The sequence below is a fragment of the Actinophytocola oryzae genome, from assembly GCF_004364325.1.
Classification (GTDB): domain Bacteria; phylum Actinomycetota; class Actinomycetes; order Mycobacteriales; family Pseudonocardiaceae; genus Actinophytocola; species Actinophytocola oryzae.
Window position 1 is genome coordinate 85636 of sequence record NZ_SOCP01000015.1, and the last position, 13916, is coordinate 99551.

Below are 13916 nucleotides of genomic sequence, written 5' to 3' on the forward strand. Positions count from 1 at the left end.
CACACTGCCGCTTCGACAGCCGGTTGCGTCGCCCAACTATTCTAGTACTAGGATAGCTGCTGTGGAGCTGACTCCGGCCGAACTGACCCTGCTGGGCCTGCTGGTGGAGAAACCCCGCCACGGCTACGAGCTGGAGGAGGTCATCACCGCCCGCGGCATGCGTGACTGGACCGAGATCGGCTTCAGCTCGATCTACTACCTGCTCACGAAGCTGCGCGCGAAGGGCCTGATCGCGGAGACGGGTGAACCCGCCCGCGGCAAGGCCCGGAAGGTGTACGCCCCGACTCCCGAGGGATTCCGGGCGTGCGCGGCCGGCGCGGAGGAGACGATCGCCACGCTGACGCCGGTGTTCCCGCCGGTGCTGGTCGGCCTGGCGAACCAGCCGACCATCCCGGCGGCGCGGCTGCACGACGCGCTGGCCCGACGAGCCGAGGCGCTGGCGGACAAGATCACCGAGGTCCGTGCGGCGGCGGCCCGGGAGCGGGTCCCACCGTTCGTGCGCGCCATCTTCGACTACTCACTGACCCAGCTGGAAGCCGAACAGCGCTGGCTGGCCGCCTACCGAGGAGAACTGTGACCCCCTACGACGTGAAACGCGAGCTGAGGTCGCTGTACGCGCCGAGGAACCGCGACTGGCAACTGGTCGAGGTGCCGCGCCAGCAGTTCGTCGCGGTCGACGGGGTCGGCGACCCCAACACCTCCGAGGACTACGCCGACGCGGTCCAGGCCCTGTACGCGGTGGCCTACACCGCGAAGTTCACGAGCAGACAGGCCGGCCGGGACTTCGTGGTGGGCCCACTGGAGGGCCTGTGGTGGTCGCCGACCCCGGAGGTGTTCACCACCCGCGCCAAGCACGCGTGGCACTGGCGCATGCTGATCAGCCAGCCGCCGTGGCTGACGCAGGACGACATCACGGCCGCGACGGACACCGCGTTCGCGAAGAAGAAGCTCCCCGCGATCACACGCGTCCGCCACGAGACCCTGAACGAGGCCACCAGCGCGCAGGTCCTGCACGTCGGCTCCTACGACGACGAGACCCCGCTGCTGGCGGCCCTGCACGACGACTACCTGCCCGCCAACGACCTGACCATGACCGGCCACCACCACGAGATCTACCTCGGCGACCCCCGCAGGGTCGCGGCGGACAAGCTGCGGACGGTGATCCGCCAGCCCGTCGCGACCGCCTAGAGGATCGCCGGTTCCGGGTTGCCGACCGCCTGGATGGCGCGGCGGACCGGGACGAAGAACATCAACGTCAGCCCGACGAAGAAGAACACCACCAGGGAGATGATCGCCGGCCGGTAGGAGCCGGTCGCGCCCGCGACCGCCGCGAACAGCAGGGGCCCCATCCACGAGGTGGCGCGCTCGCCGATCTCGTAGATCGAGAAGTACTGGGCTTCCTTGCCCGGCGGCATCATCTGGCTGAACAGCGACCGCGACAACGCGTTCGTGCCGCCCAGCACGAGCCCGATGCCGCCGGCGAGCAGGTAGAACTGGATCGCCTGCCCGGCCTGCACGAAGTACGCCGCCGCGATCACCACCACCCACACGCCGAGGCTCATCATGATCGTGCGTTTCGCGCCGAAGCGCCGGGCCGCGATGCCGTGCAGCACACCGCCGGCGAACGCCACGAACTGGACGATCAGGATGGTCGTGATCAGGACGGTGTCCTCGAAGTTCAGCTCCTCGGACCCGTACTGCGCCGACACGTTCGCCACGGTCGAGATGCCGTCGGTGTAGATCAGGTAGGTGCCCAGGAACGCCAGCGTCAGCGGGTAGGCGCGAGCCAGCTTGAGGGTGTTGCCCAGCTCCCGGAACCCGCCCGTGATCACCCCGCCGACGCCGTGCTCGCCGCCGTGCGGGCGCTGGTGGTCCTTCAGCCGCCGCAACGGGATCAGCGTGAACGCCGCCCACCAGAGCCCGGAGGTCAGGAACGCGATCTGCGCGGCGCCGCCCTCCGACAGGCCGAGCGCGTCGTGCGCGAGGTAGATCACCAGCTGCAGCAGCAGCGCCGCCCCGCTGCCCAGGTACCCGAACGCCCAACCGCGGGTGGACAGCGCGTCGCGTTCGTCGGCGGTCGCGATCTCCGGGATGAACGAGTAGTAGATCACCACCGAGGTGCCGTAGCCGATGTTGCCCAGGATGAACAGGACGACGCCGAGCTGCCAGTTCGTGCCGCTGACCAGCGACATCAGCAGTGTGGCCGTCGCGCCGCCGAACGCGGAGATCGCGAGCATCCGCTTCTTGTTCTGGGTGCGGTCGGCGATGGCGCCGAGCACCGGCACGATCAGCACCTGCACGACCGTGGCGACCGCGAGCAGGTAGCCCCACAGCGAACCGGCCTGGAAGTGCAGGCCGACGATGCCGATCTGGCAGTCCACCAGCTTGTTGGTGCCGCCGTCACCGTCGTCCGGGCACGGGTTGGTGCCGTTGGTCGCCGTGTCGGCCATCGCGGCCTGCGCGGCGACCGCCGTCAGGTACAGCGACCCGAACACGGTGATCACCGAGGTCGGGAACACCGAGTTCGCCCAGTCGTACCAGACCCAGCCGCGCTGTTCGCGTTTGCGGTCCGGGGCGCTGGGCACCGTCTCGCGGCCGTCGTCCACCACGCTCATTGATCCTCCGCGCCACGCTGTCCGGGCCGGCAGTTCGAGCCAGCACGCGCGGACCCTACCGGGGGAGGGTGAACACTGGTGATCGTCGGGGCCCAGCTGATGCGAAACAGTGCCCATGCGGGCCTAGTTGGTCCTCCGGTGGCGGCGTGCCAGGAACACCGCGAGCGCGATGGTCGCGAGTCCGCCCGCGAGCACCAGCCACACCGGCAGGTCCGTGCCGGGCGGTTCGGCGACCGCGTTGCTCCGGGGCGCCACGTCCTGGGCCGTCTCCGACGGCCTGGTCACCGCGGGCGGCGCGGCCCCGGGGACGGCCCCGGTCGCCGCGTCCGGACCGGGCGGCGGGAACGACGGGTGCACGGCACCCCACTCGTAGGGGGCGCGCGACTGCGTGCTGCTCGGCTCGATCCTCGCCGCGCCCGGCACGGTGACCGTGGCGACGAGCGGGTCGGGCATGAGCACCTCGTGCTGCGAGCCGATGGACCACTCGCCGTCGTGCGGGAACAGGACCTCGGCCGAGTAGTGCCCGGCCGTCGCGGTCGCGACACCCGTGAAGTCGATGATGGTGCCCTTCCCGTCGGAGGCCCGCAGCGCCGTCGGCCCGAGGTCACCGCCCTGGTACGGGTAGGAGCCGTGCTGGAGGACCCAGTACCCGAACGTGTAGGTGACGCCTGCCTCGATCCGCGCAGGCGGCGGGTCCAGCAGCGTCTCCTCCCAGTTGCCCGCGGACGCGGGCGTGGCCGGCAGCAACCCGGCGCCGAGCACGGTCAACGCCACCACGAGGATTCTTCTCATGACGGCACCCCGACCGCTCCGCTACACCGGCGCCCTCCGCAGTCGAGGTGCCGCCCCGAACATCGATGACTCGCTCCGCAAGCTCCGTTCATGCCCTGACTACACCGGTGGAACCGATCTGGTTCCGGCGGTGTAGCCAGGGGTAGTTCGGCCGAGCGGAGCGGACATCATCACGGAGGACGAGGCCCTCGAACGGGCACGGTCAGGTGACCGGGACGCCTACGCGTTCCTGGTCGCCCGCTACCGCGCGCTCGCACACCGCACCGCCTACCTGCTCGGTGCGGGCGCCGACGCCGAGGACGTGACGCAGGAGGCGTTCGTGAAGGCCTACCGCGCCCTGGACACGTTCCGCCCTGGGGCACCGTTTCGGCCCTGGCTGCTGCGGATCGTCGCGAACGAGACCCGCAACCTGCACCGGTCGTGGCTGCGCCGCACGTCGCTGGAGCTGCGGGTCGCCCTCCGCCAGGACGAACCCGACCTGACGCCCTCACCGGAGCAGTCCGCGGTCTCCGCCGACACGGCCGCGGTCCTGCTGGCCGCGATCGAGTCCATGTCCCACCGCGACCGGCTCGTGCTGACCTGCCGCTACTTCCTGGACCTGTCCGAGGCCGAGACCGCGCAGGTGCTGGCGTGGCCGCGCGGCTCGGTGAAGTCGCGGCTGTCCCGCGCGCTGGTGAAACTGCGCCGCGCACTGCCAGAACAGCTGGCCGAGGAGGTGGCCCGGTGAACGACGACCAGCTCGAGACCGCGCTGCGTGCCCTGGGCGCCCGCCTCGACGTCCCCGACCCCCCGGACCTCACCGACGCGGTCCTCGCCCGCCTCGACGACGAACCCCGCTGGCAGCCCGCCACCGTGCACCGCATCGCCGCGGCCGTCCTCGCCGCCGTCGTCGCTCTGGCCACCGCGATGACGCTGTCCCCGACGGTCCGCGCGGCCGTCTACGACTTCTTCCGGATCGGCGGCGTGGAGTTTTACGTCAACGAACCCGCCCCCACGAGCCCCCCGCCGTGGGCCGACCCGCTGCTGCCCGGCGAGCACGACGTGTCCCTGGCCCAGGCCCGCCGCGACGCCGAGTTCCCGCTGCGCCTGCCCGCCACCCTGGGGCCACCGACACTGGTGCGGGTGGTCGACGACGCCCGCGTCGTGTCGATGGCGTTCGGCGCGCACGGCGAGGTCCGTGTCGACCAGTTCGACGGCGGCCTCGCCACCATGTTCGGCAAGTTCACCCGCGCCGAGGACATCGTCCACGTCACCGTGTCCGGCGACCCGGCCGTGTGGGTGAACCGCCCGCACCCCGTCCTCTACACCGGCCGCGACGGCGTCATGCGCCAGGCGAGCGCCCGCGTCGCCGGCAGCACCCTGATCTGGGAACACGACGGCATCACCTACCGCGTGGAGGGCGACCTCACCGCACCACAGGCGATCGAGGTCGCCGAGTCACTGCGGCCGTGACCTCAGACGGCCGCCCACAGGCCCCGCTCCCGCAGGACCTCCCGCAACACGCCGGGCCGGTCGGTCATCAGCCCGTCCACCCCCAGGTCGATCAGCTCTTGCATCTGGCCGGGCTCGTCGACGGTCCACACGTGCACCTCGATGCCCCGCCTGCGCGCGGCCGCGACCAGCCGCCGGTCCACCACCGTCAACCCGCCCTGCCGGACGGGGACCTGCGCGATCCGCTGCAGTCCCCGCGCCCACGGCAACCCGGGCAGCCGGCCCGACGCCCACAGCCGCGCGATCGCCCGCGTCCCCATCGACGTCAGCAACCCGTCACCGGCGCTGCGCCGCACCCGCGCCAGCCGCGCCTCGGAGAACGACGCCACACACACCCGCCCGAACGCGTTCGCCCGCCGCAGCACGTCCACCAGCGGCTGGATCGCGGCCTCGGCCTTGACGTCGATGTTGAACAACGCGTCCGGCAGCTCCTCCAGCACGTCCTCCAGCCGGCTCACCGGCTCCCGACCGCCGATCTTCGCGGTACGCACGACCTGCCACGGCAGCGCCGCGATCACCCCGGACAGGTCGGTCGTACGGTCGAGCACCGCGTCGTGGTGCACCACGACCACCCCGTCCGAGGTCGCGTGCACGTCGGTCTCCAGGTAGTGGTAGCCCTCGGCCACGGCACGCCGGAACGCCGACAGCGAGTTCTCCATCCCCTCGAGATCCTCGTAGTGCCAGCCGCGGTGGACGAACGCACGCGGATACGGGCCGGAGAGGAACGCGTGGTCATGCACACTGTCCAGTGTGGCCCAACGGCGTGGCTCTCCGGTACACGCACAGTGTCCGGATAGCGTCGCAGACATGAGGTTCGAGAGGTGATCACCCCAGAACGCGTCAAGACCCGCACCGAGACCCGCCACTGTGGCTGGTGCGGCCAGCGGCTGCCGGAGGACAGCAAGGCCGGCAAAGTCGGCCGGCCCCGCCGGTACTGCTCCCAGTCCTGCCGCCAGCGCGCCTACGAGCGCCGCTCCGCGGTCCAGCGCGGCGGGCTGCCGGAGGACGCCGTCGTGCTGTCCGCGGCCGAGCTCGCCGACCTGCAGGACCGGCTGTTCCAACTGAGGTGCGCCGCCGAGGACGTCATGACCGCCGCCAACGACGGCGCGAGCCCCGCCGAGCTGCGGTCCCTCGCCGACGCGGTCGTCAAGAACGCACATGGCCTGGAGCGGCTGCGCTGAACCCACCCGGTCGACTACGCTTCGTGCGCGCACACGCCAAGCAGGACGACCAAAGGCACCCGAAATGGACATCGACGGCACCTCAATGGGTGAGGTGCTGGACACAGCCGACACAGCCCTGGCGGTCACCGACGAACGCTGCCAGGTCCGCTGGGTGAACCGCGCCATGGCTGACCTGCTTGAACTCGAACCCCGGCAGTGCGCGGGCCGATCACTGCCCGCCCTGCTCGCGGGCGCCTCCGAAGGCCCCCACCCCGGCCTGGTGCTGTCCGTGCGAACGGGGGAGGACCGCCACACGTGGCTCGAGGTCCGCTGCGACCCCCTCAACGAGGGTTACCTCTACCGGGTGATGGACGTGACCCGATGGCGTGAACGCGGTGTGGGGCCTGCCGAACGCGACGAATGGCAGAAGGCCCTCATCCGGATGGCCGACGAGGACCCGCTGACCGGGCTGCTCAACCGCCGCGCCCTCACCAGGGAGCTCGAACGCCAACTCGCCCTCGGCCGCGACGGCGCGCTGCTGCTGCTCGACCTGGACAACTTCAAGGACATCAACGACCTGCGCGGCCACCCCGTCGGCGACCGCGTCATGTGCACCCTCGCCAACGTCCTGCGCGACCGCCTCGGCAACAGCCACATCCTCGGCCGCCTCGGCGGCGACGAGTTCGCCGTCGTCCTGTCCGGCACCGACGAGGCCGCCGCGGTGCGGATCGCCGACCGCCTGCGCAACGCCGTCGCCGCGATCCCGGTCACCGGCGGTGTCGGCACCACCCGCATCACCGTCAGCGGCGGCGTGGCCGGGTTCCGCTCCGGCGACGGCTGGCAGGCCGTGCTCGCCAACGCCGACCTCGCGCTCTACGCGTCCAAGGACGCGGGCCGCAACCGCGTCACCGTCTACGAACAGGGCCACTACGCCGACACCGCGCTGCGTGTCACGGTCCTGGACCGCCTGCGCAACGCACTCGCCGGCGACGGCCTGGCACTGCACGCCATGCCGATGGTCAAGCTCGGCAGCAACCGCGTCGTCGGGCACGAACTGCTGCTGCGGCTGGAAGACGGCCACGAACCGCGTCTCGGACCGGGCGAGTTCCTGCCCGCGGCCGAACGCAGCGGCCTCGTCCTGGAGATCGACCGGTGGGTAGCGGGCACGGCGATCGACGCGCTGGTCGCGCACCCGTACCCGGGCCTGCGGTTCAACGTGAACGTGTCGGGCCGCACCCTGGAGGACGAGGACTTCGGGGACTTCGTCCTGGACCGCATCGGCGCCGCCGGTGTCGCGCCGGGCCGGTTGGGTTTCGAGATCACCGAGACCGCCGCGGTGACGAACCTGACCGCGGCCCGCATGCTCGCCCAGCAACTGCGTGCCAGCGGCTGCCGCATCTCCCTGGACGACTTCGGGGCGGGTTTCGGCTCGTTCGTGCACCTCAAACAGCTCCCGATCACCGGCGTGAAGATCGACGGCGAGTTCGTCCGCGCCATCGACTACGGCAGCCGCGACACCGTGCTGGTGCAGGGCATCGTCGACATCGCCCGCGGTTTGGGGGTGTCGGTCGTCGCCGAGTGGGTGGAGCGGGCCAGTCAGGTCGACGCGCTCAAGCGTCTCGGGGTGCGGGTGGCGCAGGGTTTCCACCTCGGGAAACCGGAGCCGCTGCGGGAGCTGTTGTCCCGGCCGCACGGCACGTGGATGCGGCGCCCGAGGCTGATGCGGGGGGACAGCGACGGCGTGGAGCTGGGGCGGCTGTCCGAGAACACTCCTTGACATCCTCGACCGTCGCTCAAGTACCGCCCGGTACACATAAGGAACGATCCGTCTGGGTCGTGGGAGATCCCTTTCGTGGGCGGTGGTGCGCTATGTCCAACTCGAACCCAACGGCGGAGATCAGCGGGCTACAGATCTGCATCGTCAACACCGACGCACAGATCGACGCGGCGCTGGACAACGGGGACCGGCGCGCGTTCAGGGTGTGGTGCCTGCGCAGGGCGTCGCTGATCGCCAGGGTGGAACGCGTCCTGGTCGAAGCCGCGACGATGCCGCAGGCCGCGTAGTTCTGCGCTGGTGTTCTCGTTCTCGTCGGTGTTCGTTCGTGCCTTGTCGTCTGCCTCCGGCGCCCTGCCGTCCATATCGTCACGTGACGAAAGAGTGTCGGGGTCAGGGGAACGGCAGGGGAGTTGCGTGGGCGGCCTCCGGCCCCCGGAATCCAGCCTAGCGACGCCCACCGACGCGATCGACTCCTCAGGATCGCCTGTGCACAACCTGGGGTGTCGAGCCTGAGTGAGAGTCCCACCGATGCAGCCTGGTGACCTGCTTGACGACCCGTCGCCTCCAGGGCGCCCGGAGAGTCGGACGCGCTCGTCGGACGTTTGTCTCGGGAACGAGGCCGGGGTTCGCGCGGTTTTCCCAGGCGCCGACTCTTGGTCCGCCGAGGGCTGTCGAGTGGCTCGATGGCGAGAGTCGGGCCGCATACGGTTCGCCCAGAAGCATCCTCCTGAGATTTCGCCGCCTCGAGGTGTCTCGGTGAACCTCGACCGCTGCCATCTCGGCCCTCCGCGAAAGTTCGATAATCTACATTATGTTAAGTAAGACGTTCGAACGGCTCCCCTCCGACGGGTGTGGAATAGCAGGATGAACCCGGACCACGAGGTGGTTTCTCTCGCGCAGCGGCTTGTCCGTACCCCCAGCGAGAATCTGTCGGTGGCCATGTCGGACCCAACGCCGGGCCGGCCCAATGTCCGCCCGGCGTTGGGTGTGAAGGCCATCGTGGCGATGGCTCGGCTGTTGACGCTCGACGTGTTCTCCTCGACCGAACCGCGGCATCCCCTGCTGGGTTCACCGACTGCCAGTGTCAACACCATCGCTCGTCGCCGCGGCGCAGGTCGCGGCGACGCGGACGTTCGGTTCGGCTCGGCCGTTGCGGGGGGTCGCCTACTTCAGTGACGCGTCCGTGCTGTCGCCTCCTCGCAACTTGCCGACCATTCTGTTCGGCCCGGGTGCGGAGTCCCTGATGCATCAGCCGATCGAACGTGTGTCGTTGACCGCTCTCGGCGAGGCGACGCGGTTCCTCGCCGCTCTGCCGGGAGCGGTGTTCGGTCTGCTCCCTCGCACCTGATCACTGTCCGACCGGCTGCGGTTGGGTGGTGGCGAGGACCTCCAGGTAGTGCGGGTTGCTCATGATGCCGATGACGTTGCCGAACGGGTCGACGACCGAGGCGGTGGCGAAACCCTCCCCTCGTGGTGTGATGCCCTGCAACTCCTTGGCGCCCATCGAGATCAGGCGTGCGAGAGTGGTGTCGAGGTCGTCGACGTGCCAGTGCATGATCACGCCGGCGCCGGGTGTGGTGTCGTGCGGGGCGAAGCGGCTGTCGATGATCCCCAGCTCGGCCTGGTAGTCGCCGATGCGGTATTCGAGGTAGGCGGGTCGGCCGTCGGCGTCGCGCCGGAAGTACGGCGGGGTGCCCAGTACCCGGGTGTACCAGGTTTCGGCGGCGGTCATGTCGTCGGCGAAGTGGTTGATGGTGGCGAAGCCGCGGAACATGTCGTGGTCCTTTCCGGGAGGTCTGTGCTTACTCTCCCGCCGAAAGTGCGCACCGTCTGAGCACTTTGTGCGGCAGACTTCGGGTCATGCGTGCCGATCGGCTGGTGGCCACTCTCCTGTTGATGCAGTCGCGTGGTCGGGTGACGGCTGCGGAGGTCGCCGGGGAGTTGGAGGTTTCGGTGGCGACGGCGCGACGGGACCTCGAGGCGTTGTCGGCCGCCGGTATCCCGGTGTACCCGCAGCCGGGGCGTGGCGGTGGCTGGTCGTTGGTCGGCGGCGCCCGCACCGACTTGTCCGGGTTGTCGTGGGTCGAAGCGCAGGAGTTGTTCCTGCTGGTGGGTCCGGCCGCGGCTGTCGCTCCCGACGCGAAGGCGGCCCTGCGCAAGCTGGTCCGTGCCCTGCCCGACACCTTCCGCGCCGACGCCGAGGCCGCCGCGTCCGCCGTGGTGATCGATTCGGCGCGTTGGGGTGAGCGCACGAGGGTCCGGTCGGGCGCCTTGGAGTTGCTGCAGCAGGCGGTGGTGGGGCGCCGGAAGATGCGGTTCGGGTACGCGAGTCGTGGCGGGGACCGCGGGGAGCGGGTGGTGGAGCCGTGGGGGCTGGTCGACAAGGACGACGTCTGGTACCTGGTCGCCGGCACGAACAGCGGGCAGCGCACGTTCCGGGTCGATCGTATTGCCGACCCCGCGGTGACCGGTGAGGGGTTCGAGCGGCCTGCCGGGTTCGACCTGTCCGAGGTCTGGGACCGGGTGGTGGCCGAGGTCGAGGAACGCCGGTCGGGGGTGTTCGTCACGGTGTTGGTGGCGGCCCGGTTCGTGGGGGTGCTGGTCGACCGGTTCGGTCGGCACTGCGAGGTGCTCGGCACGCTCGACGACGGCCGGGTGCGGGTGCGGGTGGGGGCGCCGACGCCGCTGATGGTGGCCCAGCCGCTCGCCGGGTGGGGTGGGCTGTTGGAGGTCGTGGACTCCCCCGCCGTCGAGGCCGAGCTGGCGCGCCTGGGTGCGGAGCTGGTGGCGCGTTACGCGCGGACGGGCAGCTCGCCCACGTCGTAGGCGTAGAGCCAGCCGGTGGCCTTCTCGTAGAAGTGTTTGAGGCCGAAGGTCATGACGGCGTCGGTGACGCGCCTGCGGACGGGTCCGACGGCCTTCTTGTGGGCCCGGTTGTCCTTGCCCACCTTGAGCATCCTGGTGATGCGGGCGCGGCGGGCGTCCTCGTAGGAGGCGAGTGCGGTGGGGACGGGTTCGGTGGCGAGGCGTTGTGCCAGCACGATGACGTCCTCCATGGCCATCGACGCGCCCTGGCCTGCGCCGACGGGGTGGGCGGCGTCGCCGACGAGCACGATGCGGTCGCTGCGCCACCGGGGTACGGGGGCGACGACGTGGTCGCGGGTGGGTCGGCGCATGTCGGTGACGTCGGCGAGGAAGGCGAGGGCCTGGGGCTCGTGGCGGTAGCGGTCGCGCAGGGTGTCGAGGTCGACGGCGTCGAGGTCGGGGTTCGGGTCGATGACCTGCGCGGCCCACCAGGTGGTGTCCTCGCCCGCGCCGAAGAGGAACGCTCCCCCGCGTCCCATGACCATGTTGAAGACGCCGGGTTCGGTGGGGGTACTGCTGTGGCCGAAGACGGTGTAGATGCCGGAGTAGGCGGGGCGGGGTGCGTCGGTGTCGAGGACGCCGCGGACGGTGGACCAGATGCCGTCGGCGCCGACGAGCAGGTCCGAGTCGACTGTGGCGCCGTCGTCGAGGGTGGCGTGGACGCGGTCCCCGGTTTGGGTGGCGTCGACGACGCGTCGGCCGGTGACGATCTGGGCGCCTGCGCGGACGGCGGCGTCGCGCAGGACTCGGACGAGGTCGGCGCGCGGGATGGTGATGCTGTGGATCGGGTCGATCGACCTGCGTCCGCGGAGGTTCTCGGCGAGCAGTCGGCCGGTGCTGGACCAGATCCGCTGGAGTGGGATGTCGGCGCCATACGCCTGTACGGCGTCGAGGCAGTCGACGGCGGCGAGGGCGCGCATGCCGTTGTTGGCGATGCTGACGAACCCGCCGAGGGCCGCGGCCGGGTCGGGGTAGGCCTCGTAGACGGTGACGTCGGCGCCGATGCGGCGTAGGGCGATGGCGCTGACGCTTCCGGCGACGCCTCCCCCGGCGATGGTGACCTGCATGTCATCCTCCTGAATCATCGTTCGGTGAATCTATATTCAGTGAAATCTGGTTCAGTATGATGTGCTGGACGAGAGCGTGTCAACAAGGGAGTTCGCATGGGTGGTGTGCGCAGGGCGAGGGCCGCCGAGACACAGCAGGCGCTGAAGGACGCGGCACGCAGGCTGTTCGCCGACCGCGGCTACCTGAACACGAAGATCACCGACATCACCTCGGAGGCGGGCCGGTCGACGGGCTCGTTCTACGACCACTTCCCCAGCAAGGAGGCGTTGCTGCAGTCACTGCTGGCCGACATCGACGACCGCGCGGACTCCGAGGTGGAGGGCTGGTCGCATCCGGACGACCACGACCTGACCGACCGCGCGCAGCTGCGTGACCACGTCGGGCTGAGCTGGCAGGTCTTCCACGAGCACCTGCCGGTGATCGTGGCGCAGATGCAGTCGATGATCGCCGACAACCCCGGTCGCGGCCGGGCGTGGCAGGCCCTGACGAGCCAGACCGACGAGATCCGCAGACACCTGGAGTTCCTGCGCGACCGGGGCGACACGCTGCCGGGTGACCCGACGCTGGTGGCGGCGGCGTTCGGCGGGATGGTCAGCATGCTCGGCTACGCGGTCCTGACCAGCGACGACACCGCCTACAGCGACGAGGAGGTCGTGGACACGCTGACGTCGCTGCTGCTGCACGGCCTCGCCGGACCAGCCGTCGACAAGTAGACATAGCGACATGTCAACGGGCGCCGGGTGGTGCGGTACCCGGAAGTTGATCACGGTAGCCCAGCTCGACGAGGGGCGCCACGCCAATGCCGACGCACCTCCTTCGGGTGAACATCGCGTCGGTGGGGCGGCGGCCCGGCCACGGGTGGACAAGACTTTCCCACGGGCCACTTTCGGCCACCGACGAGACAGGATCCTGGAGCGGACATGGCCGAGCGGCAGAACGGCGTCGTGAAGTGGTTCAACGACGAGAAGGGCTACGGCTTCCTCACCCCGGACTCCGGTGGCGACCTGTTCGTGCACTTCCGCGCGATCGAGTCCAACGGGTTCAAGTCCCTCAGGGAAGCCCAGCGGGTCAGCTTCGAAGTCGTCCAGGGCGACAAGGGGGCACAGGCCGACAAGGTCCGCGTGGAGGAGTGACGCGGCGGTGAAGGCCGTCACGCCGAGTTGAGGTGGTGTGCGCTCCAGGTCATAGCGTCGGTGTATGACCACTCCACAGCACAAGATCGGTTCCGGGTTCGGGTACCACTCGACCGCGGCCGAGGTCGCCGCGGGCGTCGACCTGACGGGCAAACTCGCGCTGGTGACGGGCGGCTACTCCGGCATCGGCCTGGAGACCACCCGGGTACTGGCCGCCGCGGGCGCGCGGGTCGTCGTCCCGGCGCGGCGGCCGGCGAACGCGGCGGAGGCGCTGGCCGGCATCGACGGTGTCGAGGTCGACGAGCTGGACCTCGGTGACCTCGATAGTGTCCGCGCCTTCGCCGACCGGTTCCTCGCCACGGACCGGCGCATCGACGTCGTGATCGCCAGCGCCGGGGTCATGGCCATGCCGCAGACCCGGGTCGGGCCCGGGTGGGAGGCCCAGTTCGCGATCAACCACCTGGGGCACTTCGCGCTGGTCAACCGGTTGTGGCCGGCCGTCGCGGACGGGGCGCGGGTGGTGATGGTGTCCTCCCGGGGCCACAACTTCTCGGGGATCCGCTGGGACGACCCGTGGTTCGCCGACGGCTACGACCGCTGGCTCGCCTACGGGCAGGCCAAGACCGCGAACGTGCTGTTCGCCGTGCACCTCGACGCGCTCGCCGAGGCCCGGGTCCGGGCGTTCGCGCTGCACCCGGGCCGCATCAGGACCGCGCTGCTGCGCCACGTCGACACCGACGACATGCGGGAGCGGGGCATGGTCGACGCCGAGGGCAACATCGTCGGCGACTGGAAGACCGTCGGCGAGGGCGCGGCGACCCAGGTGTGGGCGGCGACGTCCCCGCAGCTCGCCGGCATGGGCGGGGTCTACCTGGAGGACTGCGAGATCGCCGAGCCCGCCCGGCCCGACGACCCCATGCACGGGGTCCGTGACCACGCCACCGACCCGGCGCAGGCCGCCCGCCTGTGGGCGATGTCGGCGGAGCTGACCGGGGAGAACGCGTTCGCGTGA

18 protein-coding genes are annotated in these 13916 nt (G+C 70.5%); 13 read left to right on the forward strand and 5 right to left on the reverse strand.

The window, feature by feature from the left end; genetic code table 11:
• The first annotated feature begins 61 nt into the window (after window positions 1–61).
• Both CLV71_RS33185 and CLV71_RS33190 read left to right on the forward strand, forming a co-directional pair.
• A complete protein-coding gene (locus CLV71_RS33185) occupies window positions 62–577 on the forward strand; it encodes a PadR family transcriptional regulator (protein ID WP_243866909.1) in 516 nt (171 codons plus the stop codon).
• Window positions 574–1188, forward strand: coding sequence for a GyrI-like domain-containing protein (locus CLV71_RS33190; protein ID WP_133906840.1), 615 nt, complete (start codon window positions 574–576; stop codon window positions 1186–1188). Before CLV71_RS33185 ends, CLV71_RS33190 begins: the two co-directional genes overlap by 4 nt.
• On the opposite strand, the gene CLV71_RS33195 is transcribed toward CLV71_RS33190, so the two are convergent.
• Both CLV71_RS33195 and CLV71_RS33200 read right to left on the reverse strand, forming a co-directional pair.
• The gene (locus tag CLV71_RS33195) at window positions 1185–2615 is read right to left on the reverse strand and encodes an MFS transporter (RefSeq protein WP_133906841.1); all 1431 of its coding nucleotides are present in this window, start codon (window positions 2613–2615) and stop codon (window positions 1185–1187) included. The genes CLV71_RS33190 and CLV71_RS33195 overlap by 4 nt on opposite strands.
• A gap of 123 nt (window positions 2616–2738) precedes the next feature.
• Complete coding sequence (locus CLV71_RS33200; protein ID WP_133906842.1) at window positions 2739–3407, reverse strand: hypothetical protein; 669 nt, start codon at window positions 3405–3407, stop codon at window positions 2739–2741.
• A gap of 229 nt (window positions 3408–3636) precedes the next feature.
• On the opposite strand from CLV71_RS33200, the gene CLV71_RS33205 reads away from it, so the two are divergent.
• Window positions 3637–4134, forward strand: a complete 498-nt coding sequence (locus tag CLV71_RS33205; protein WP_279588773.1) for an RNA polymerase sigma factor — start codon at window positions 3637–3639, stop codon at window positions 4132–4134.
• Window positions 4131–4859 carry a hypothetical protein gene (locus CLV71_RS33210; protein ID WP_133906844.1) on the forward strand — a complete coding sequence of 243 codons (729 nt, stop codon included), beginning with the start codon at window positions 4131–4133 and terminating at the stop codon, window positions 4857–4859. Before CLV71_RS33205 ends, CLV71_RS33210 begins: the two co-directional genes overlap by 4 nt.
• 2 nt (window positions 4860–4861) lie before the next feature.
• Here CLV71_RS33210 and CLV71_RS33215 read toward each other — a convergent pair whose 3' ends face one another.
• Window positions 4862–5638: a glycerophosphodiester phosphodiesterase family protein gene (locus tag CLV71_RS33215; RefSeq protein WP_243866911.1), complete on the reverse strand. Its 777-nt coding sequence runs from the start codon at window positions 5636–5638 to the stop codon at window positions 4862–4864.
• Between the two features lie 81 nt (window positions 5639–5719).
• Here CLV71_RS33215 and CLV71_RS33220 point away from each other — a divergent pair, with 81 nt between their 5' ends.
• From CLV71_RS33220 to CLV71_RS33235, 5 genes are all read left to right on the forward strand, one after another.
• Window positions 5720–6079, forward strand: coding sequence for a hypothetical protein (locus tag CLV71_RS33220; RefSeq protein WP_133906846.1), 360 nt, complete (start codon window positions 5720–5722; stop codon window positions 6077–6079).
• Window positions 6080–6143: 64 nt separating this feature from the next.
• A complete protein-coding gene (locus CLV71_RS33225; protein WP_243866913.1) occupies window positions 6144–7838 on the forward strand; it encodes a putative bifunctional diguanylate cyclase/phosphodiesterase in 1695 nt (564 codons plus the stop codon).
• Window positions 7839–7930: 92 nt separating this feature from the next.
• Window positions 7931–8125, forward strand: coding sequence for a hypothetical protein (locus tag CLV71_RS33230; RefSeq protein ID WP_133906847.1), 195 nt, complete (start codon window positions 7931–7933; stop codon window positions 8123–8125).
• A 577-nt stretch (window positions 8126–8702) separates the two neighbouring features.
• A complete protein-coding gene (locus CLV71_RS48075) occupies window positions 8703–9014 on the forward strand; it encodes a hypothetical protein (protein ID WP_166664355.1) in 312 nt (103 codons plus the stop codon).
• The gene (locus tag CLV71_RS33235; protein ID WP_166664363.1) at window positions 8920–9186 is read left to right on the forward strand and encodes a M20/M25/M40 family metallo-hydrolase; all 267 of its coding nucleotides are present in this window, start codon (window positions 8920–8922) and stop codon (window positions 9184–9186) included. The genes CLV71_RS48075 and CLV71_RS33235 overlap by 95 nt, the downstream gene beginning before the upstream one ends.
• On the opposite strand, the gene CLV71_RS33240 is transcribed toward CLV71_RS33235, so the two are convergent.
• Window positions 9187–9612 carry a VOC family protein gene (locus CLV71_RS33240; RefSeq protein ID WP_133906849.1) on the reverse strand — a complete coding sequence of 142 codons (426 nt, stop codon included), beginning with the start codon at window positions 9610–9612 and terminating at the stop codon, window positions 9187–9189.
• A gap of 86 nt (window positions 9613–9698) precedes the next feature.
• On the opposite strand from CLV71_RS33240, the gene CLV71_RS33245 reads away from it, so the two are divergent.
• Window positions 9699–10664 carry a helix-turn-helix transcriptional regulator gene (locus CLV71_RS33245; RefSeq protein WP_133906850.1) on the forward strand — a complete coding sequence of 322 codons (966 nt, stop codon included), beginning with the start codon at window positions 9699–9701 and terminating at the stop codon, window positions 10662–10664.
• Here CLV71_RS33245 and CLV71_RS33250 read toward each other — a convergent pair.
• Window positions 10631–11770 carry an FAD-dependent oxidoreductase gene (locus CLV71_RS33250; protein ID WP_133906851.1) on the reverse strand — a complete coding sequence of 380 codons (1140 nt, stop codon included), beginning with the start codon at window positions 11768–11770 and terminating at the stop codon, window positions 10631–10633. The two genes, CLV71_RS33245 and CLV71_RS33250, sit on opposite strands and share 34 nt — an antisense overlap.
• 96 nt (window positions 11771–11866) lie before the next feature.
• Between CLV71_RS33250 and CLV71_RS33255 the strand changes: the two genes are divergently transcribed.
• The 3 genes from CLV71_RS33255 to CLV71_RS33265 all read left to right on the forward strand — a co-directional run bounded on the left by CLV71_RS33255 (window position 11867) and on the right by CLV71_RS33265 (window position 13916).
• Entirely contained in the window at window positions 11867–12484 is a 618-nt protein-coding gene (locus tag CLV71_RS33255; protein WP_133906852.1) for a TetR/AcrR family transcriptional regulator, read from the forward strand.
• Between the two features lie 207 nt (window positions 12485–12691).
• Window positions 12692–12904: a cold-shock protein gene (locus tag CLV71_RS33260; RefSeq protein WP_133906853.1), complete on the forward strand. Its 213-nt coding sequence runs from the start codon at window positions 12692–12694 to the stop codon at window positions 12902–12904.
• Between the two features lie 64 nt (window positions 12905–12968).
• Window positions 12969–13916 (forward strand): SDR family NAD(P)-dependent oxidoreductase, encoded by a 948-nt coding sequence (locus tag CLV71_RS33265; RefSeq protein WP_133906854.1) that lies wholly within the window; start codon window positions 12969–12971, stop codon window positions 13914–13916.